General features: G+C 52.8%; 22 protein-coding genes. 7 read left to right on the forward strand and 15 right to left on the reverse strand.

Going from position 1 to position 20245, the window contains the following annotated elements; all coding sequences use genetic code 11:
* Window positions 1–77 precede the first annotated feature (77 nt).
* Window positions 78–974, forward strand: a complete 897-nt coding sequence (gene yhaJ, locus ACS0RQ_RS03275; RefSeq protein WP_039077513.1) for a DNA-binding transcriptional regulator YhaJ — start codon at window positions 78–80, stop codon at window positions 972–974.
* Between the two features lie 17 nt (window positions 975–991).
* On the opposite strand, the gene ACS0RQ_RS03280 is transcribed toward yhaJ, so the two are convergent.
* The 11 genes from ACS0RQ_RS03280 to ACS0RQ_RS03330 all read right to left on the reverse strand — a co-directional run bounded on the left by ACS0RQ_RS03280 (window position 992) and on the right by ACS0RQ_RS03330 (window position 8284).
* Window positions 992–1354: a DUF805 domain-containing protein gene (locus ACS0RQ_RS03280; protein WP_039077514.1), complete on the reverse strand. Its 363-nt coding sequence runs from the start codon at window positions 1352–1354 to the stop codon at window positions 992–994.
* Between the two features lie 114 nt (window positions 1355–1468).
* Window positions 1469–2455: a glutathione S-transferase family protein gene (locus ACS0RQ_RS03285; RefSeq protein ID WP_271849937.1), complete on the reverse strand. Its 987-nt coding sequence runs from the start codon at window positions 2453–2455 to the stop codon at window positions 1469–1471.
* 72 nt (window positions 2456–2527) lie between these two features.
* Window positions 2528–2920 carry a DoxX family protein gene (locus ACS0RQ_RS03290; RefSeq protein WP_039077516.1) on the reverse strand — a complete coding sequence of 131 codons (393 nt, stop codon included), beginning with the start codon at window positions 2918–2920 and terminating at the stop codon, window positions 2528–2530.
* A 212-nt stretch (window positions 2921–3132) separates the two neighbouring features.
* Window positions 3133–3423 carry a YqjK-like family protein gene (locus ACS0RQ_RS03295; protein ID WP_039077517.1) on the reverse strand — a complete coding sequence of 97 codons (291 nt, stop codon included), beginning with the start codon at window positions 3421–3423 and terminating at the stop codon, window positions 3133–3135.
* Entirely contained in the window at window positions 3420–3818 is a 399-nt protein-coding gene (locus ACS0RQ_RS03300) for a phage holin family protein (RefSeq protein WP_071194462.1), read from the reverse strand. The genes ACS0RQ_RS03295 and ACS0RQ_RS03300 overlap by 4 nt, the downstream gene beginning before the upstream one ends.
* A gap of 2 nt (window positions 3819–3820) precedes the next feature.
* On the reverse strand, window positions 3821–4126 hold the full coding sequence (locus ACS0RQ_RS03305; protein ID WP_271849938.1) for an ElaB/YgaM/YqjD family protein: 306 nt from the start codon (window positions 4124–4126) through the stop codon (window positions 3821–3823).
* Between the two features lie 39 nt (window positions 4127–4165).
* Window positions 4166–4534: a DUF1090 domain-containing protein gene (locus tag ACS0RQ_RS03310; protein ID WP_271849978.1), complete on the reverse strand. Its 369-nt coding sequence runs from the start codon at window positions 4532–4534 to the stop codon at window positions 4166–4168.
* A 145-nt stretch (window positions 4535–4679) separates the two neighbouring features.
* Window positions 4680–5063, reverse strand: a complete 384-nt coding sequence (mzrA, locus tag ACS0RQ_RS03315) for an EnvZ/OmpR regulon moderator MzrA (RefSeq protein ID WP_271849939.1) — start codon at window positions 5061–5063, stop codon at window positions 4680–4682.
* The gene (gene yqjA, locus ACS0RQ_RS03320) at window positions 5063–5728 is read right to left on the reverse strand and encodes a DedA family general envelope maintenance protein YqjA (RefSeq protein WP_039077522.1); all 666 of its coding nucleotides are present in this window, start codon (window positions 5726–5728) and stop codon (window positions 5063–5065) included. Before yqjA ends, mzrA begins: the two co-directional genes overlap by 1 nt.
* 341 nt (window positions 5729–6069) lie before the next feature.
* Window positions 6070–6846, reverse strand: a complete 777-nt coding sequence (gene exuR, locus ACS0RQ_RS03325) for a transcriptional regulator ExuR (RefSeq protein ID WP_271849940.1) — start codon at window positions 6844–6846, stop codon at window positions 6070–6072.
* A 136-nt stretch (window positions 6847–6982) separates the two neighbouring features.
* Window positions 6983–8284 carry an MFS transporter gene (locus tag ACS0RQ_RS03330; RefSeq protein WP_039077524.1) on the reverse strand — a complete coding sequence of 434 codons (1302 nt, stop codon included), beginning with the start codon at window positions 8282–8284 and terminating at the stop codon, window positions 6983–6985.
* A gap of 455 nt (window positions 8285–8739) precedes the next feature.
* Here ACS0RQ_RS03330 and uxaC point away from each other — a divergent pair, with 455 nt between their 5' ends.
* The 3 genes from uxaC (at window position 8740) to ACS0RQ_RS03345 (ending at window position 12417) form a co-directional block, all read left to right on the forward strand.
* Window positions 8740–10152 carry a glucuronate isomerase gene (gene uxaC / locus ACS0RQ_RS03335; protein ID WP_039077525.1) on the forward strand — a complete coding sequence of 471 codons (1413 nt, stop codon included), beginning with the start codon at window positions 8740–8742 and terminating at the stop codon, window positions 10150–10152.
* Window positions 10153–10169: 17 nt separating this feature from the next.
* Complete coding sequence (locus ACS0RQ_RS03340; protein WP_271849941.1) at window positions 10170–11657, forward strand: UxaA family hydrolase; 1488 nt, start codon at window positions 10170–10172, stop codon at window positions 11655–11657.
* A 205-nt stretch (window positions 11658–11862) separates the two neighbouring features.
* Window positions 11863–12417 (forward strand): YgjV family protein, encoded by a 555-nt coding sequence (locus ACS0RQ_RS03345; RefSeq protein ID WP_039077527.1) that lies wholly within the window; start codon window positions 11863–11865, stop codon window positions 12415–12417.
* On the opposite strand, the gene sstT is transcribed toward ACS0RQ_RS03345, so the two are convergent.
* The 4 genes from sstT to ACS0RQ_RS03365 form a co-directional block, all read right to left on the reverse strand.
* A complete protein-coding gene (sstT, locus tag ACS0RQ_RS03350) occupies window positions 12414–13658 on the reverse strand; it encodes a serine/threonine transporter SstT (RefSeq protein ID WP_271849942.1) in 1245 nt (414 codons plus the stop codon). The genes ACS0RQ_RS03345 and sstT overlap by 4 nt on opposite strands.
* 183 nt (window positions 13659–13841) lie before the next feature.
* Complete coding sequence (locus tag ACS0RQ_RS03355; RefSeq protein ID WP_334633109.1) at window positions 13842–14810, reverse strand: TerC family protein; 969 nt, start codon at window positions 14808–14810, stop codon at window positions 13842–13844.
* A 430-nt stretch (window positions 14811–15240) separates the two neighbouring features.
* Window positions 15241–16239 (reverse strand): Gfo/Idh/MocA family protein, encoded by a 999-nt coding sequence (locus ACS0RQ_RS03360; RefSeq protein WP_271849943.1) that lies wholly within the window; start codon window positions 16237–16239, stop codon window positions 15241–15243.
* A 110-nt stretch (window positions 16240–16349) separates the two neighbouring features.
* Window positions 16350–17525 (reverse strand): aminotransferase class I/II-fold pyridoxal phosphate-dependent enzyme, encoded by a 1176-nt coding sequence (locus ACS0RQ_RS03365; RefSeq protein WP_271849944.1) that lies wholly within the window; start codon window positions 17523–17525, stop codon window positions 16350–16352.
* Between the two features lie 220 nt (window positions 17526–17745).
* On the opposite strand from ACS0RQ_RS03365, the gene ACS0RQ_RS03370 reads away from it, so the two are divergent.
* From ACS0RQ_RS03370 to ACS0RQ_RS03380, 3 genes are read left to right on the forward strand one after another with little or no spacing between them, the layout of a single operon-like run.
* Window positions 17746–18555, forward strand: a complete 810-nt coding sequence (locus ACS0RQ_RS03370; protein WP_271849945.1) for a MetQ/NlpA family ABC transporter substrate-binding protein — start codon at window positions 17746–17748, stop codon at window positions 18553–18555.
* Window positions 18556–18563: 8 nt separating this feature from the next.
* Window positions 18564–19577, forward strand: a complete 1014-nt coding sequence (locus tag ACS0RQ_RS03375; protein WP_271849979.1) for a methionine ABC transporter ATP-binding protein — start codon at window positions 18564–18566, stop codon at window positions 19575–19577.
* Window positions 19570–20238 carry a methionine ABC transporter permease gene (locus tag ACS0RQ_RS03380; RefSeq protein ID WP_039077534.1) on the forward strand — a complete coding sequence of 223 codons (669 nt, stop codon included), beginning with the start codon at window positions 19570–19572 and terminating at the stop codon, window positions 20236–20238. Before ACS0RQ_RS03375 ends, ACS0RQ_RS03380 begins: the two co-directional genes overlap by 8 nt.
* Window positions 20239–20245 lie beyond the last annotated feature (7 nt).

A 20245-nucleotide genomic window follows, 5' to 3' on the forward strand; every position in this document is an offset into this window, starting at 1 on the left:
ATGGTAAAGGTATGGACGCTGCATTGTTAGCCAGATATTCTGCCCGGTATGTTCAAATTTCCTGAATGAGAACAAAAATGGCGAAAGATAGAGCACTTACGCTGGAAGCGTTACGCGTCATGGACGCAATTGACCGTCGCGGTAGCTTTGCCGCCGCGGCAGATGAACTGGGGCGGGTACCCTCTGCGCTCAGCTATACGATGCAGAAACTGGAAGAAGAGCTGGACGTTGTTCTGTTTGACCGCTCTGGCCATAGAACGAAGTTTACCAACGTTGGTCGCATGCTGCTGGAACGTGGCCGTGTTTTGCTCGAAGCGGCTGACAAACTCACTACCGATGCCGAAGCGCTGGCGCGCGGCTGGGAAACGCACCTGACGCTGGTTACCGAAGCACTGGTGCCGACGCCCGAGCTTTTCCCGCTTGTCGATAAACTGGCGGCAAAAGCCAACACGCAACTCTCGATCATTACCGAAGTGCTGGCAGGCGCCTGGGAGCGGCTGGAGCAGGGGCGTGCGGATATTGTGATCGCGCCGGATATGCATTTCCGCTCTTCGTCGGAAATCAACTCTCGCAAGCTGTACAAAGTACTGAACGTTTATGTCGCGGCACCAGACCATCCGATTCACCACGAACCGGAACCGTTGTCTGAGGTGACTCGCGTGAAATATCGCGGCGTGGCGGTTGCGGATACCGCGCGCGAGCGCCCGGTGCTGACGGTGCAGTTACTGGACAAACAGCCGCGTCTGACGGTCAGTACCATTGAGGATAAACGTCAGGCTTTACTGGCGGGGCTGGGTGTGGCGACGATGCCTTATCCGTTGGTTGAGCAGGACATTGCAGAAGGGCGTTTGCGCGTCGTCAGTCCTGAATATACCAGCGAAGTCGACATCATCATGGCCTGGCGGCGCGATAGCATGGGCGAAGCGAAAGCCTGGTGTCTGCGCGAAATACCGAAACTCTTCTCCGGGAAATAATTCCCCTGGTAGCCCCCTTAAGGAAACGCTTTTGGCTCAGGGCCGAAGCGATTTTCTTCGGGGGTACCGTGCTGGCTCCAGAAGGCCAGCAGCATCAACCAACCCAGGACAGGAACACACCACAACCACAGCCATTTGGCGGTGCGATCGGTATCGTGCAACCGCCGGGACTGAACGGCAAGGGAAGGCAGGAAAACCAGCAGAGCGTAGATCAGGCTTAACAGGCCAATGCCGCCCGTGCGCCAGCCTAAAATTTCATCCACCACGACAAGTACGCCAAAGAGAATGAGGTTGACCAGCATAAACATCCAGAACTCCCGGCGATGCGCACGGCCATGAAAGAGGACGTAGTTGCTCAGCACTTTGAAATACCAATCCATTCTCTACCTCGAAAGACGTTCAATACGTTGTTTTCTCAGCGATCACTGTAAGAATAGACGGGGATAAAAGGATGCGTGAAATATTTTCGGGCGCAACGGTTGCGCCCGAAAACATTATGCGAAACGAAGGTCCCGACCGTGAGGCTCGTTAAGATCCTGCCACGGGCCGATGGAGATAATCCCCGTCGGATTGATGGTTTTATGGCTGCGGTAGTAGTGGGTACGAATATGGTCAAAATTGACCGTTTCCGCGATGCCTGGCATCTGGTAGATATCCCGCAGGAAGCCATAGAGGTTGAGATAGTCGCTAATGCGATGCTTATCGCACTTAAAGTGGGTCACGTACACCGGATCGAAACGGATAAGCGTTGTCCACAGGCGAATGTCCGCCTCGGTTAACCGATCGCCTGTCAGGTAGCGATGTTGCCCCAGGATTTGTTCCAGCCGGGCGAGGGATTCGAAGACCTTTTCGACGGCTTCATCGTAAGCCTGCTGGCTGGTGGCAAAACCGGCCTTATAGACACCGTTATTGACGTTGTCGTAGATCCAGCCATTCAGCTCGTCAATTTGCGTGCGCAATTCTGGTGGGTAATAGTCGCCAGCACGCGCCCCTTGCGCATCAAACGCAGTGTTGAACATGCGAATGATTTCAGCCGATTCATTGCTGACAATCGTGTGGTTCTTTTTGTCCCACAGTACCGGGACCGTTACGCGTCCGGTGTATTGCGGGTCGGCATGAAGATAAAGCTGATAGAGGAATTCATGCTGATAAAGCGCGTCGCCTGTCGCTGCCGGAAAGTTATCATCAAACGTCCAGCCGTTTTCCAGCATCAGCGGATTCACCACCGAAACCGGTAAAAAATCGTCCAGCCCTTTTAGCGTGCGCATGATGAGAGTGCGGTGCGCCCAGGGACAGGCGAGAGAAACATACAGGTGATATCTGTCTTTTTCCGCTGCAAAGCCGCCTTCGCCGGATGGACCCGGTGCGCCATCGGCGGTGAGCCAGTTACGAAATGCGGACACTGAGCGCTGGAAGCGGCCACCGGTTGACTTGGTATCATACCAGGTATCATGCCAGACGCCGTCAATGAGTTGTCCCATGATGCATTCTCCTTTAGATGGCAAAAGCGAGGAGATGTCTCCTCGCTTCATGTCTTTATCAGTATAGAGCGCTTACCACTTTTTATTCAGTACGCGGTCGATGCTGAATGCGCCTGGACCGGTGATAGCCAGCAGCAGGAAGCCACCGGTGATGCTCAGGTTTTTCATAAACATCAGAGAGTTCATGCCTTCCGCAAAGTTACTGTGGAAGATAAACGCGGTCAGCAGGGTGAAGCCTGCGGTGAACAGCGCGGTGGTGCGTGTCAGAAAACCGAACAGAATGGCCAGACCGCCGCCGAACTCAAGCAGGATAACCAGCGGCAACATAAAGCCCGGGACACCCATGGCTTCCATATACTGCTGAGTGCCGGCATAACCGGTGATTTTGCCCCAGCCTGCGGTAATGAACAGGATTGGCATCAGGATACGCGCTACCAGTACACCAACATCTTCTAATTTTTTCATCTTTCTCTCCAGGGAACCACAATGTCTTTTTTAGTGAAATGTTCGGCAATCATGGGCGCTGGCCGCATGGTTGCTGTCGATGGAGAGGATATTAAACGGGGCGGGAAAAGATTGTTAGCAAGGAAAACTGTCGAAATTTTTCAAAGATACTGATGAAGTTGGCGTAAAAAAAGGCTGCTACCCCGGCCAGTATGGCACCGCCGGGGAGTCTGTTAACGCTGTTGATCAAGCGTGGATTTTACCAGCCGCCAGACGCTCCACAGCCCAAGCCCGCGTTTCGCCCAGCGCATCAGCATGCTGGGATGGCGCACCGACCATACGGCCATAAAGCTGCTACCGACCAGTGCCCAGGAACGCAGGCTGAGGAAGGTGTTCCACCCGCGATCATAGACACCGGTGGCGTCCACCCAGTCACGGCGGGCGGCGGTCAAATCCAGCCGTTGCTGCTGAATCTGGCTGAGCAACAGAGCTTTACGCTTGAGACGCTCGGCCTTGTGACTCATGGTTTATCCTCTTCCAGTAACTGACGGTCATTGGCCAGTTCCTGCCGCGTGTGGCGCAGAATTGTGGATTCGCGGGCTTTACGTAGGGTCCAGATACCGCCAATCAACGCCAGCACCAGGAGCACCACCGTGGTGGCGATCATGGCGTTGAGTCGGTATTGCGGGTCGATGGCCCAGATAACCAGTACCATCAGACTCATCAGGCCAAATGCAGCGAACAGCATGGTCAGCCCTAACATCATGAGCAACTGGAAGAGGTTTGCTTTTTCCTCTTCCAGTTCGACCACTGCCAGCCGAAGCCGTGTTTCCACCATTTCAACCATGATGGAAACAATGCGTTGCCCAATACCCAGTACGCTTTTGCCCGGTCCTTGCGCGTGTCGTGAATCCGCCATAATCAGCGACGCGTCAGGAGCACGCCCAACACGACGCCAAGCGCCGCGCCAATGCCCACGCTGGCCCATGGGTTTTCACGTACATATTCGTCAGTTCTTGCAGCGGCTTCGCGGGTCTGGCGGGCAATGGCATCCCCCGTTTCGCCCAGACGATAGCGACTTTCCTGCAAGGCTTTTTCGGCTTTGCTGCGCAGTTTGCTCAACTCTTCTTTTGATTTGTCCCCGGAGGTGCTCAGTACTTCCTCAAGGGTATCCGCCAGGGATTTCAACTCAGCGCGCAGATGTTCTGTATTTGCCTCTTTAGACATAATTCTCTCCAGGTGAGTGAGTGTTAACTTCCATCAAAATTAGTAGTCACGTGCTTCAAGCGCCTTAAGTTCTGCCTCGGCCTCTTTCAGCTTGTGATCGCGTTTACTTATTTTGTCCGCATCGCCTTTTTGTTTCGCTTTGGCGAGATCTTCGCGACGTTCGGCAACCTCGTCTTTCTGTCTGGCAATTTTGCGCTGATGCTCCGCACGCAATTTACTGTCGGAACAGGTGGTGCGAACCTCGTGCAGCGCCTTGTTCAGCCCTTCAACCCGACTCTGATTGTTGTGCTTTTCGGCATAGCTGATTTCACGCGTAATCTCCTGCTCCTTCTCCTTACAGGGGGAAGCTGCCTGAGACATCGCGCTTACAGATAATAGGGTTAGCGCCAGTGCGATGCGGTATTTCATGGTCGAAACCTTCCATTGTTGGCTGGCGAAACAAGGCTCGCCAGCATCCAGTGACATAACGTGGACTTTGGTTCCATTAACTCAAGCATAGAACGTTAACGGCTAAAGCACCAAAGTAGGTGAAAAGATTCAGAATCCTGGAGGATCAGCCAAATCGATGGGTGGTATCGCGTAAACGCGAAAGCCAGGCAGAGGTCTGGCTTTCGTCATCCTGTAACGCGACGATGTAGCCGTGGGGCAGTGTTCTGTCCAGCACTTCCTTGGCAGCAGCGCTCTGGGCACTGGACTCAAATTTGATTAACAGCGTGTCGTTTTGCGGCGTAATGCTTTTGAAATGGATGCCGTTTGCGTCCAGATGATGCCAAATGGAAAAACCATCCGGCACGCTTGTGTTTTGCGCGATTGGGCGTATCGCCAGCGTAGATTCGCGATTTTGCAGTGTCACCCAACCCCAGAAAAGTACGCTGAACAGCGCCATCGCGGCGATGCCCATAAACAACCAGCGCAGGAAGGGACGTTGCGATTCCATTATTGACCCCGATTACCGTATTTTTTCTTCCAGAGCACCACCAGTGTGCCAACCAGGCCAATCACCAGCAGAACAACGGGAAGGAGCATCAAACAAGACATCAACGCGTCTTCATACTTACGAAACACTGGCGTTATACCCAATAAATACCCCAGTGTCGTTAGAATCAGCACCCACAACAAACCACTCATCCAGTTGAAAAACTGGAAGCGAGCGCTACTAAGACCCGAAATTCCGGCAATAGTTGGTAACAGTGTGCGAACAAATGCAATAAAACGCCCAATCAGCAGCGCTGAGAGGCCATGTTTATGAAAAAGATGATGTGCACGTTGGTGATAATGCGCCGGAAGGTGCGATAACCAGTTTTGCACGGTTCGCGTATTCCCCAGCCATCGGCCCTGAATATAGCTCAGCCAACAGCCAAGACTGGCGGCCGCCGTTAATAACAAAATGGTCTGTGGATAGCCCATCGCCCCTTTGGCAATCAAAACACCCACCAGCACCAGGAGACTGTCGCCAGGAAGAAAAGCGGCCGGAAGCAGGCCATTCTCAAGAAATAAGATGACAAATAACACAAAGTAGAGCATGCCGATCATGGATGGATTGGCCAGTGTTTCGAAATCCTGGCTCCAGAGGGCATGCAGCAGTTGGCTTAAAAGTTCCATTCAATGTTCCTGGTACATCGGTTTACGGCACGTCGATTACCTGTAAAACAGCACGGCGACATTATTGATAGTGACATTATGGTCGCTCGTGGCGCATTCAGCAGCCTGACTATTCCGGTAACAACGCTGTGAGCAAGCGCTAACTCACGCAGTGGCAAAGTGCGTCCAATTGTAACAAATGCCATAGTTCTGCGGCAGAGAAATTACGCTTTGTCAGAAAATGATTTTGCTTGTCGAAAGGAGGGGTGGCGAGGGTATTTACAAAGGCTGACACTCTATACTTTTTACTGACCCTTAAGTGGCCAGGCGCAGGAGGGCTGTGCGCCTGACAAAGAAAAGCCTTATTTTACGCCACTAGCTACGGTATCAAGGTGAACTACGGGGTTTTCCGCAAACAAATAGCGGTCAGCATTGAACTCGAAATCATCGCTGGTTTCGTTAAACAGCATCTGTTTGGTGTTTTCCAGATGCTGCCACATCGCGACTTTCGCCGCATGCGGGTCTTTGCGAATCAGCGCCTTGAGAATTTGGTCATGATCGTCACACCAGTTATCCACGGTGCGCAAATCGATATGGTCGTGCAGTTTTTTCCAGTACGGGTTGTGAACACGCTGGGTCCACATTTTTTCGACGATTGCTGCCAGTGCGGTGTTTTGCGTCGCCAGGGCTACCTGCACATGAAACTGTAAATCCCATTCGGAATCGCGGAAGCATTTCTCTTTGCGCGCGTTTTCCTGAATTTCCATCAGTTTCATAATGTCTTGCTTAGTTACCTGGGTTGCCGCAAATTCAGCAATGTTACTTTCAATTAACTGACGCGCCTGCAGAAGCTCGAACGGACCGTAATTGGCAAATTCCAGCGATTCGTCAGGGGCCTGGGTATGACGAGGCTGATTGGAAATAACATGAATGCCTGAGCCTTTACGGACTTCAACATACCCTTCAACTTCCAGCATGATGATCGCTTCACGAACCACGGTCCGGCTGACGCTTTTTTCGTCTGCAATAAAACGCTCAGCGGGAAGTTTGTCACCCACAAGATAGACACCCTGCTCGATCCGACTTTTCAGCTCGGCGGCAAGTTGTTGGTACAAACGACGTGATTCAGTGATTTCCATATGCGCTCCAGGCAAGATAAGGCATTAGTAGATTTGTTATACCACTTTTACGCTATTCTCACCACAACAAGGCAAGAAAAAGCCGCCCGAAACGGTGGGCGGCTTTTGGGAAACAGTAGTACAGATAAGGCGTGTACTAGCTCTGTGTTGCGGTACCGCCGACCGCACTTTCCTGCGCTAATTCACTGGCGGATTTACTTTTCAGCACCGTCCAGATAACCACCGCACCAAGCAGGTCGAACAGGGCCAGTACGGCGAACAGCGGACTAAAGCCAATGGTGTCAGCCAGTGCACCTACCACCAGAGCAAACATGGTACTTGCTGTCCATGCCGCCATACCGGTCAGACCGTTCGCGGTAGCCACTTCGTTACGACCAAACACGTCGGAAGACAGGGTAATCAATGCACCGGACAGAGACTGGTGAGCAAAGCCACCAATACACAGCAGGCCGATTGCAACATACGGGCTGGTGAACAGACCGATCATGCCTGGGCCGATCATCAGCAGCGCACCCATGGTCACTACCATTTTACGGGAAACAATCAGGTTCACACCGAACCAGCGTTGGAACAGCGGCGGCAGGTAACCACCGACGATACAGCCCAGGTCAGCGAACAGCATTGGCATCCAGGCGAACATGGCGATTTCTTTCAGGTTAAAGCCGTAGACTTTGAACATGAACAGCGGGATCCAGGCGTTGAACGTACCCCATGCCGGTTCTGCCAGGAAACGCGGCAGTGCAATACCCCAGAACTGACGGGTGCCCAGAATCTGCAGGACGGACATTTTCTTGCCGTTGAAGGTCTGGTGTTGTGCTTCCTGACCGCCAATGATGTATTCGCGTTCTTCTTCGGTCAGTTTTTTCTGATCGCGCGGGTGTTTGTAGAAAACCAACCATGCCATTGCCCAGGCGAAGCTCAGTACGCCAGAGATAATGAACGCGAGCTGCCAGCTATGCATGACGATTGCCCACACGACCAGCGGCGGTGCAATCATCGCACCAATAGAAGAACCGACGTTGAAGTAGCCCACTGCGATAGAACGTTCTTTCGCCGGGAACCACTCAGAAGCCGCTTTCAGGCCCGCCGGAATCATTGCCGCTTCGGCAGCACCAACGGCACCGCGCGCCAGCGCCAGACCACCCCAACTGCCTGCCAGCGCAGTAGCGCCACAGAAGATGGCCCAGGTCACGGCGAACACTGCGTAGCCGATCTTGGTGCCCAGGATGTCCAGTACATAACCTGCGACCGGCTGCATGATGGTATAAGCCGCCGAGTAAGCCGCAATAATGTAAGAGTATTGCTGTGTGGAGATATTCAACTCTTGCATCAGCGTGGGCGCTGCCGCAGCAATCGTGTTACGCGTCAAGTAACCCAGCACGGTGCCTATCGTCACCAGCGCTATCATGTACCAACGTAACCCTTTAATTTTACGCATGTAAACCTCATCGTTATGTTAATTCCGCTAGCGCGGTCACCTGCCGGTTGCGGTCGGGAGGTGAAAACGGAGGGCGTAACCGGTAAACACCGGAACGACCCGAACCTTGCTATTCAACGTGCTCAATTCGGTATCCGTACCGTAAAGACCGATGATTAATCACCGGCAATGCATTCCGTCGGCTGATGTATTCGACGGCAGAAAGATAACTTGTCATACAACTTCAAAAGGTGAGTGACATCACAAAAGCGTTTTTCTTTGTGTGGTTTTTAGCTTTGTGGCACCAGACCAGTACTGGCGCGGTCTGGCGATGATTTTGACGCGCAATCTTGTAAATATTTGTCATCGTTTATTGATCTAACTCACGAAAAAGTCTTCGGCCACTGGAAATTGGTGTGATAACTTTGTCAGCATTAAGGTAAGCATCAGACGCACTCGTTTAGAGGAAGACGATAATGACCCCGTTTATGACCGAAGATTTTCTGTTAGATACCGAATTTGCGCGCCGCCTGTACCATGACTACGCGAAAGATCAGCCGATTTTTGACTTCCATTGCCATCTGCCGCCGCAGCAGATCGCAGATAACTACCGTTTTAAAAACCTGTATGACATCTGGTTAAAAGGCGATCACTACAAGTGGCGTGCAATGCGAACCAATGGTGTGCCGGAGCGCCTGTGTACCGGCGATGCAAGCGATCGTGAGAAGTTTGACGCATGGGCCGCAACCGTGCCGCATACAATCGGCAACCCGTTATACCACTGGACCCATTTAGAGCTTCGTCGTCCATTTGGTATTACAGGTAAGCTGCTTTCCCCGTCTACGGCGGATGAAATCTGGAATCTGGGCAATGAATTGCTGGCGCAGGATAAATTTACTGCCCGCGGTATCATGCAGCAGATGAATGTGAAGATGGTCGGTACCACTGACGATCCGATCGACTCTCTGGAACACCATGCTGCCGTTGCCAAAGACACCACCTTCACTATCAAAGTGCTGCCAAGCTGGCGTCCGGACAAAGCCTTCAATATTGAACTGGCTACGTTTAACGACTACATGAGCAAGCTGGGTGAAGTGTCAGACACCGATATCCGTCGCTTTGCCGATCTGCAAACGGCGCTGACTAAACGTCTGGATCACTTTGAAGCACACGGTTGTAAAGTGTCGGACCACGCGCTTGACGTAGTGCTCTTCGCCGAAGCAAGCGACGCGGAACTGGACAGCATCCTCGCACGCCGTCTGGCGGGTGAAGCATTAAGCCAGCATGAAGTCGCGCAGTTCAAAACGGCCGTACTGGTATTCCTCGGTGCGGAATATGCCCGTCGCGGTTGGGTACAGCAGTATCACATTGGCGCGCTGCGTAATAACAACCTGCGCCAGTTCAAACTGCTGGGGCCAGATGTTGGCTTTGATTCCATTAATGACCGTCCGCTGGCGGAAGAACTGTCAAAATTACTCAGCAAGCAGAACGAAGAAAACCTGCTGCCGAAAACCATCCTGTATTGCCTGAATCCGCGTGATAACGAAGTGCTGGGCACCATGATCGGCAACTTCCAGGGCGAAGGCATGCCAGGCAAGATGCAGTTTGGTTCCGGCTGGTGGTTCAACGACCAGAAAGACGGTATGGAACGTCAGATGACCCAACTGGCGCAGCTTGGTCTGCTGAGCCGCTTTGTGGGCATGCTGACTGATAGCCGCAGCTTCCTGTCTTATACCCGTCACGAATATTTCCGTCGCATTCTGTGCCAGATGATTGGCCGCTGGGTGCACGCGGGTGAAGCTCCGGCTGATATCCAGCTGCTGGGCGAGATGGTGAAAAATATCTGCTTTAACAATGCGCGTGACTACTTCGCGATTGAACTGAACTAAGGCCGTTTGAGGTTGATATGCAATACATCAAGATCCACTCGCTGGATAATGTCGCGGTAGCGCTGGCGGATCTCGCCGAAGGCACAGAAGTTGTGGTTGACGGTCATGAGATTCTGCTTCGTCAGGCAGTGGTACGCGGACATAAATTTGCCCTGCAGGCCATTCCGACGGGCGAGAATGTTGTTAAATATGGTCTTCCTATCGGCCATGCCACAACAGATATCGCCGCAGGTGAACACATACATTCTCACAATGTGCGTACCAATCTGAGCGATTTGGATGAGTATAGCTATCAACCTGATCTCATTGATGAAAATGCACCGGCGGTCGATCGTGACGTTCAGATCTACCGTCGTGCAAACGGGGAGGTTGGGGTTCGCAACGAATTGTGGATCCTGCCGACAGTAGGCTGTGTTAATGGCATCGCTCGTCAAATCCAGACCCGTTTTCTGAAAGAGACGCACAACGCCGAAGATATCGACGGCGTGCACCTTTTTAGCCACACCTACGGTTGCTCACAACTGGGCGATGACCATATTAACACCCGTACCATGCTGCAAAATATGGTGCGTCACCCGAACGCGGGGGCGGTGCTGGTCATTGGTCTGGGCTGCGAAAACAACCAGGTTGATGCGTTTCGCGAAACGCTGGGCGAATACGATCCGTCCCGCGTCCACTTTATGATCTGCCAACACCAGGACGACGAAGTGGAAGCGGGCATTGAGCATCTGTACGAATTGTACGAAGCCATGCGCCACGACAAGCGCGAGCCCGGCAAACTGGGCGAGCTGAAATTTGGTCTGGAGTGTGGCGGATCAGACGGGCTTTCCGGTATCACAGCGAACCCGATGCTGGGACGTTTTTCTGACTACATTATCGGTAACGGCGGCACTACAGTTTTAACCGAAGTGCCGGAAATGTTCGGTGCAGAACAGATTCTGATGAGCCATTGCCGCGACGAAGAGACCTTTGAGAAGACGGTCACCATGGTGAACGACTTCAAACAGTACTTTATCGCGCATAACCAGCCGATCTACGAAAACCCATCGCCGGGTAACAAAGCTGGCGGCATCACTACGCTGGAAGAAAAATCGCTTGGCTGTACACAAAAAGCAGGGGCCAGCCAGGTGGTCGACGTGCTGCGTTACGGCGAACGCCTGAAAACCCACGGGCTCAACCTGTTGAGCGCGCCGGGTAACGATGCGGTTGCAACCAGCGCACTGGCGGGAGCGGGTTGCCACATGGTGCTATTCAGTACCGGACGCGGCACCCCTTATGGCGGTTTTGTTCCGACAGTGAAAATCGCGACGAACAGCGAACTGGCGGCGAAGAAGAAACACTGGATCGATTTCGATGCGGGTCAGCTTATTCACGGAAAAACCATGCCGCAGCTTCTGAGCGAGTTCGTGGATGTGATCGTGGATTTTGCCAACGGTAAGCAGACCTGCAATGAACGCAACGAGTTCCGCGAGCTGGCTATCTTCAAGAGTGGCGTAACGTTATAAGTTACCCTTCATTTTTCGCGCTACAGCGGTGTTGGCTATATCCACTCACCCCGGTCACTTACTTATGTAAGCTTCCGGGGCTCCCGGACTTGCCGCCTGGCTGAAGCACGACATCTTTTGGGTAACACAGCAGTAGAATTAAAAAACGACGTTTCATATTATGAAGCGTCGTTTCTTTTTTTGGTGTCATTAACAAGGATCTTCCATGAGCGCGTATTGGTTAGCCCAGGGCGTTGGTGTACTTGCTTTTCTTATTGGTATTACCACGTTTATTAACCGCGACGAAAAACGCTTCAAACTCCAGCTTTCCCTTTACAGCGCCACCATCGGCGCGCATTTCTTTCTGATGGGCGCACTGCCTGCCGGTATGAGCGCGGAACTCAACGCCATACGTACCATTATCTCCATGCATACTCGCAAGCTGTGGGTTATGGCTGTATTTATTGCGCTGACGCTGTTTTTTGGTTTGATAAAATTACACCACCCGGTCGAACTGCTGCCGATTATCGGTACGGTTGCCAGTACCTGGGCGCTGTTTCGCTGCAAAGGGCTTTCCGTGCGTTGCGTTATGTGGTGTTCAACCGCCTGCTGGGTCACCCATAACCTGTGGCTGGGATCGATTGGCGGTACCCTGATCGAAGGCAGCTTCCTCGTGGTAAACGGGCTGAACATTATCCGCTTCTGGCGGATGCAAAAACGCGGCATCGACCCGTTTAAAGTCGAAACCGCGCTGCAAAAAGAGAGCACGTCTGCGCGTTAATCGCGTTGGGGTACTAACGACACGCGTTCGCCGTCTGTCAGACAGGCGGCTGCGGTAAACAGCACATCGGTTGAGGAGTTGATGGCAGTCTCACAGGAGTCCTGCACAACGCCAATAATAAAGCCGACGGCGACGACCTGCATGGCTACATCGGCTGAAATACCGAACAGATTACAGGCCAGTGGAATCAGCAGCAGCGAACCGCCCGCCACCCCGGATGCCCCGCAGGCACAGAGCGAAGCCACTATGCTTAACAGTACCGCTGTAGGCAAATCTACGGCCACCCCCAGCGTATGCACTGCCGCCAGTGAGAGCACGGTGATGGTTATCGCCGCGCCTGCCATATTGACCGTCGCACCCAATGGGATCGAGACGGAATAGGTGTCTTTATCAAGCCCGAGCTTTTCGCACAGCGCCATATTTACCGGAATATTCGCCGCCGAGCTGCGGGTGAAAAAAGCTGTCACACCACTTTCACGCAAGCAGATAAAAACAAGTGGGTACGGATTACGGCGCATTTTCGCCCAGACCAGCAGTGGGTTGATCACCAGCGCAACCAGTAACATACAGCCGACCAGGACCATCAGCAGTTGCGCGTAATCCCAGAGCGCGCCAACGCCCGTTGTCGCGAGGGTGGATGCCACAAGGCCAAAAATCCCCAGCGGCGCAAAGCGAATCACCAGTGTGACCATAAACGTCACCGCTTGCGACATATCGTTAATCAGCTTCTTACTGGTATCGCTACTGTGGCGCAGGGCAAAACCGAGACCAACCGCCCAGACCAGGATGCCGATGTAATTCCCTTTGACCAGCGAGTCGACAGGGTTTGCCACGATATTCATTAGTAACCCTTCCAGTACGCCAACAATACCGGAAGGCGCAATGACATCGGTCGCGGCCGCCACCAGGTGTAGCCTGGAAGGGAACAGGAAGCTGACGATCACGGCCGTGAATGCCGCAGAGAAAGTGCCGATTAAGTAGAGCAGCAGGATAGGGCGAATGCTGATTTTTTGCCCCTGTTGGTGATTCGCCACCGAGGCCATTACCAGTACCAGCACCAGAATCGGGGCTACCGATTTTAGCGCGCCGACAAACAGCGTGCCCAGCAGGCCAACGGCGCGCGCTGAGTCAGGTGAAAGCCAGCTCAACAGAATGCCCAGTATCAGTCCGGCGAGAATTTGTTTGACGATGTTGCCGCGCATCACGCGTTGCAACCATGTCGTAGCGGGTTGTGTTTGCATACCTTTTCCTTGGTTTTATTGGTGTTCCATCGCTGCTGCGCCAGCAGGCGTAACGGATGGAGTATAAAGAATTCGCTGCTCAGGGGGCTGTTTCAGGTACTGGCGGGGGAAAAAATCAGAAAAACGCCCTCCCCGAAAAGAGGGCGTACCAGGGACGTTATCACCTCAGCCCCTCAGAACTGCTTATTCAGCAAGCTTGCGTTTGTCGTTACGGTGATTAACCCATGCGTTAATCAGCAGCGTTACCATAAGAATGCCACCCACAATGCCAAGCGAGATGGCGATGGAGATATGGAAGAAATCGACAATCAGCATCTTGATACCGATAAACACCAGGATCACCGACAGGCCATATTTCAGCATGGAGAAGCGTTCTGCCACACCCGCCAGCAGGAAGTACATCGCGCGCAGACCCAGGATAGCAAACAGGTTAGACGTCAATACGATAAATGGGTCGGTGGTGACGGCAAAAATAGCCGGAATACTGTCGACCGCAAATATCACATCGCTCAGTTCAACCAGAATCAGCACCAGCAGCAATGGCGTGGCAAACAGCAGGCCGTTCTTACGCACGAAGAAATGCTCGTTTTCGATCTTGTCTGTCATGCGCAGATGGCTGCGCAGCCAGCGGACCAGGGGTTTATCGCCAATGCCGCCTTCATCTTCTTTTGCCAGCGCCATTTTCACACCCGTGAACAGCAGGAAGGCGCCGAAGACATACAGCAGCCATTCGAACTGGGAGATAAGCCAGCTTCCAGCGAAGATCATGATGGTACGCAGGACGATCGCGCCAAGCACACCGTAGATCAGTACGCGACGCTGCAGCGCAGCAGGTACCGAGAAGTAGCTGAACAGCATCAGCCAGACAAAGACGTTATCCACCGCCAGCGCTTTTTCAATCAGGTAACCGGTCAGGAATGCCAGTGCCTGGGTGTCGGCAACGGCGCGGCCCTCGTTTTGTACCAGATACCACCAGAAGGCAGCGTTGAATAAGAGAGAAAGACTAACCCAGACCAGCGACCAGACGGCCGCCTGTTTCATGGACATCGTGTGCACGCCACGTCGCCCCTGAAGCAGGAGGTCGATAGCCAGCATGATAACGACAACAACGGCGAACCCGCCCCAGAGTAGCGGTGTACCGACAGTATTCATGTGAGGTTCCTCAGCACCTTACACTTCATCCTTCTGGCTGCCTCTTTGTTGGCTTCGACTACTCACGCCAGTCACTTACTTGAGTAAGCTCCTGGTGATTCTCAGTCTTGCCGCCGCGACGCATCCAGAATGATTATGTGTATAAACAAAAACGGCTAACGTCGAAAGACGTCAGCCGCATGCTTTAGGTGCAATTGGGTCCTCGCCTTTCGGCAAGGTCTCACTTACGTCACATGAATGACGCCCGGCGACCGGATGCTTATACCCGTTATATTTCGAACTGCCGCTGTGTGGCTGCAATTCGAAATCTTTAGGGTAGACGCATCGTAATGACGACCCACCGGCAACGAAGTTACTCCCCTTTGCTCGTAACAAAATATGACAGGCTATTCCTCCCGTCAATGATATGTAACATCTGTTTTACATACCTTTACGCAGGCTGCTCCACGGTCACGTCGTCTGCCGGGAAAACCACCCCCGTTTGACGGCGGATTTCAGTCGACAGCTTCGCGGTAATACGGCTGACGGCCAGGCCTGCATGGTTGACTTCATTCTGCTCGACCAGGCTGGCGAAGGTTTCCGCCTCGTACAACATGGTGTTGATATGTTGCGGCTGCGTCAGATCCTGGGCTTTACCGCCACGCGGCACGAAAGAGAGCTTCTGGCATTCGGAGATCTTTTCGATTAACAGTGCACCGGCTTCGCCCTGAATTTCGCTTGGCAGCACCGAGTCGCTGACTTTGGAATGTTGCAGTGTGACGCTGAAATCGCCGTAGTCGAGTACGACCACGCCGTGGGCATCAACGCCACTTTCCAGCAGGCTGGCTGTGGCCTGGAGGCCCTTCGGTTCGCCCCAGAGCGCGACAGACGCCGCCAGAACATAGAAGCCGATATCCATAATCGAGCCGTTAGAGAAGGCCGGGTTAAAGGTGTTCGGGTTTTCGCCATCCAGATAGCGCTGGTAGCGCGAAGAGTACTGGCAGTAATTGAGAAACGCTTTGCGCAGTTTGCCCGCTTTCGCCAGCGACTGTTTCAGCAGCACAAAATTGGGCAGGCTGGCGGTTTTAAACGCCTCGAACAACACTACCTGGTTCTCTCTGGCGCAGGCAATCGCCTCTTCCACTTCGCGCAGATTCGACGCCAGCGGTTTTTCGCAAATCACATGCTTTTTGTGGCTGAGAAAGAGGCGGGTTTGCGGGAAATGCAGCGAGTTAGGGCTGGCAATATAGACTGCATCAATCTCATCGCTTTGCGCCATGGCCTCCAGCGAAGTAAAAAGATGTTCGACGGGGTAATCCCTGGAGAAATCCTGCGCCTGTTCGAGGCTACGGGAGTACACCGCCGTGAGTTTATATTTGCCCGTTTCATGGGCGGCATCGACAAACTGGCGGGTGATCCAGTTTGTGCCAATGACAGCAAAACGTATCATTAAGCGAGTTCCTTTAACTGAGCACTGTCTGGCACTGTAACATGATGCGCAGAGATGAAAAAAGGTTCATCTCCCGGTTATGGAAGACGTCTCGCACGTCACTCTTTTTGTTAAAAAAGATGCAGCCTGGCAATGCGATCCAGCGCGCTTTGCAATGCATCATCCCCCGCCGTCAGGCTAATGCGAACAAACCCTTCTCCCCCAGGCCCAAAGCCAGTGCCCGGCGCGACCAGCACATGCGCTTCCTGCAATAACAACTGGGCAAATTGCTGTGAGCTAAACGCGGGCGGTACCGCAAGCCACAGAAAAAAGGTGCCCTGCTTTTCGCGTACCGGCCAGCGCAGCGCCGCCAGGCGGTGTAACACACGCTCGCGGCGCTGATGATAGACCGATACCAGTTGCGCTAAACGCGCAGAGGGGAGGGCGAGCGCCGTGACTGCCGCATCCTGAATTGCGCCAAACACGGTGCTGTAGCTGTGGGTATGCAGTTTTTTAAATGCCTTGATTATAGAGGCGTTACCGACCGCAAAACCAAAGCGCCAGCCCGCCATATTAAAGGTCTTCGAGAAGGTATACGTCTCTACTCCCCACGCTTTCGCATCAGGCTGAGAAAAGAGGCTCAGCGGAGTGTCTGCGGCATCGCTGCCAATAGCGGCATAGGCGAAATCATGCAGGATGGGCACGTGATAACGCTGCGCAAATTGCAGTGCGCTGGCGAACAGTGCCGGTGTTGCCAGCGCACCCGTCGGGTTATGCGGATAGTTGAGGACAACCAACCCGGCATGGTCGGCAACGTCGTCTGGCACGTCATTGAAATTGGGCAGGAACTGGTTTTCAGCGTGAAGCGGCAGTCCGTAAAAATGTGCCTGCGACTGCAACGCCGCCGAGCGGTAAATGGGGTAGCAGGGGTCGGTAGAAATCAGGTATTGCCCCGGACTCAGCACCGCACGAGGGATCCCACCCACGCCGATATGCGATCCCTGAAAGACCGCCACTTCACTGTCGGGATCCAGTGTCACGCCATAATGACGCTGATAAAAGTCGGCTATCGCCTGGCGAACCTGTGGTTTGCCCCAGAATGAGGGATAACCGTGGTTTTCACGTCGCTGGATCGCCGCTTGCAGAGAGGCGATAATTTCCGGCGGCGTAGGTTGATCCGGGCTGCCGCTCGAGAGATCGATCAGCGGTAAATCAGGGGTGTTCACCTGGGCGGCCAGTTTTTCCAGTACACTGAATAAATTCTCTTCCAGCGCATCGACCAGCGGTGAGGCATTAAAATCAGGCATGGTATTCTCGGATTGATTTATCAATATGTTTCCATCTTTAATTTATTTTTGTGGATTGTCTAAGCAACAAAATTAGCTATTCATTGTCGATTTTTAGATATGAATTTCCTGATTATATTTATGACAAAAAAGCAAAATGAAATCCGGTAATGTGACTTACAACGCACAGTCGGCTGTGATTTAATCAATTTTAATTGCACATCAACAGGGAAATTGCGTTATGAAAAAGCCAGTTGTATTGGGTTTTATCTTTGCTTTGCTGTCATCATCATCTTCTTTTCTGGCTGCTGCGCAGGATAATATTATTCGTGTTGGCTTTAATCCAGGACCCTATAAAGAACAATTTGAAAAAGGTGTCGCACCTTTTCTGATAAAGAAAGGCTATAAAGTCGAATATAAAGATTTCAGCGATGGTATTCAGGTAAACGATGCGGTTGCCCGTGGCAACATCGAAGCTAATATCATGCAGCATCCGGTGTATTTAAAATCGGTGAATGAGCGTCTGGGGATCGACAACATCGGTATCGTGCAGGTGCCCACACCGCCAATGGGGCTGTATGGCGGTAAAATCAAAACGCTGAAAACCCCGGCGGCAGGCACAGTGATTTCTGTTCCTAATCAGCCACCTAATGAATATCGTGCTCTGTTAGTGCTGCAAAGCCTTGGCTGGATAAAACTCAAACCAGACAGCGATCCGGCCACCTTCTCGCAGCGTAATATCCTCGAAAATACGTACAAAATTGTTCTCAAAGAGATGGATAACGCCCAGCAGGTACGTGCGCTGCCAGATGTGGATTACGGTTTGATTCAGGGGAATTTTGCCGTCTCCAGCGGCCTGAAACTTAATTCGGCATTACAGCTTGAAACCCCGGTGAGCCAGTTTATAAACGTTGTCACCATCGCCGGGAAAAATAAAGACGCGCAGTTTGCTAAAGATATTGTTGCCGGGTATCACTCAGCCGATTTCAAAAATTACATTCTGACTCACGAGCAATATAACGGTTATCTGCAACCTGATTATTTGAAATGAACGATGCCATGATTGAGTTTCGCCATGTCAGTAAAACATTCTCCAGAAAAGGAAACCCGGTTCTGGCATTAAAGGACATTAACCTTAGTATTGCTAAGGGCGATATTTTCGGGATTATTGGTTATAGCGGTGCAGGGAAAAGTACTTTGCTACGTTTAATCAATCGTCTCGAATCGCCAGGCCAGGGAGAGGTGGTCATTAATGGCGAAGTGTTGCAGGAATTTAGCGGTAAGCGTCTGCGTGCCATCAAGAAAGACATTGGCATGATCTTTCAGAATTTTAATTTGCTGAATTCAAAAACGGTTTTTCACAATGTGGCCATTCCGCTCATTTTACAGGGGCGTGATAAGGCGTTTATTCAGGCACGCGTGACGGAGCTGCTGGAGTTCGTCAATCTCAGCGATAAGGTGCATAGCTTCCCGAACGAGTTGTCAGGCGGGCAAAAACAGCGTGTCGGTATCGCCCGTGCGCTGGCGACCAACCCGTCAGTCTTGTTGTGTGATGAGGCGACATCGGCGCTGGATCCCCATACCACAGTCCAAATCTTACTGCTGTTGCAGGAGATCAACCACCGCTATGGCATCACTATCGTGCTGATTACCCACGAAATGTCGGTAATCCAGAAAATCTGTAACAAGGTCGCGGTGATGCAAAACGGCAGCATTGTGGAGCAGGGCGACGTTTTTAACCTGTTTGCCCAGCCGCAGCATCCGGTCACCGCCAGTTTCGTGCAGTCGGTGATTCACGACAAGCTGCCGGAGCGCGTCTCCGCTGTGCTGCAACGGGATAACGGCGCGCAGGCCCTGCGTCTTGAGTTTGTGGGCGCAACGGCGCAACAGCCCATTATCAACCGCATCATCAAGGACTATGCCATCGAGGTGAATATCCTCTTTGCCAGCATGTCCGAAGTTCAGAGCCGCATTCTGGGGTTCATGATCGTACAGATTCTTGGCGAGCCAGAGCAAACCGGGCGCGCCATTGCCCATCTTCGCGACGCAGGAGTGAAAATCACCCATGTTTGATTTTATTGACACCGCTGTCACTGGCGATCAATTCCTGCTGGCATTGCACGACACCCTGGTGATGATCGCCGTTTCGCTGGGTTTTGGTTCGCTGCTCGGTATTCCGCTGGGTATTGTGCTGGTGGTTTGCCGCCCAGGCGGCATTCTGCCCAACCGATTTGTGCACCAGGTGCTGAACCCGACGATCAACGTTGTCCGCTCGCTGCCGTTTATTATTTTGCTGATTACCATTCTGCCCTTCACCCGTCTGGTGGTGGGCACCACTATTGGTACGGCGGGTGCGATTGTGCCGCTGATTGTCTTTATTGCGCCCTATATTTCCCGGCTGGTGGAAAGCTCGCTGCTGGAGGTGGACGAGGGGATCCTCGAAGCCGCCGATGCCATGGGGGCCACCGCTTTACAGACCATCTGGCACTTTATGCTGCCGGAAGCCGCGTCATCTCTGATCCTGGCCCTCACGACTGCCACTATTGGCCTGCTGGGGGCGACCGCCATGGCCGGCACCGTGGGCGGCGGCGGTATCGGCGATTTGGCCATTACCTATGGTTACCAGCGCTTTGATGCCTTCGCCACACTGGTCACCGCGCTGGTGCTGATTGTCATTGTCCAGCTTATCCAGACCCTCGGAACCCGCTTTGCCCGCCGCATTCGTCGCGAGTAAGGCCGCT

The organism is Phytobacter diazotrophicus (assembly GCF_052061655.1).
GTDB classification, from domain to species: Bacteria; Pseudomonadota; Gammaproteobacteria; order Enterobacterales; family Enterobacteriaceae; genus Phytobacter; species Phytobacter diazotrophicus.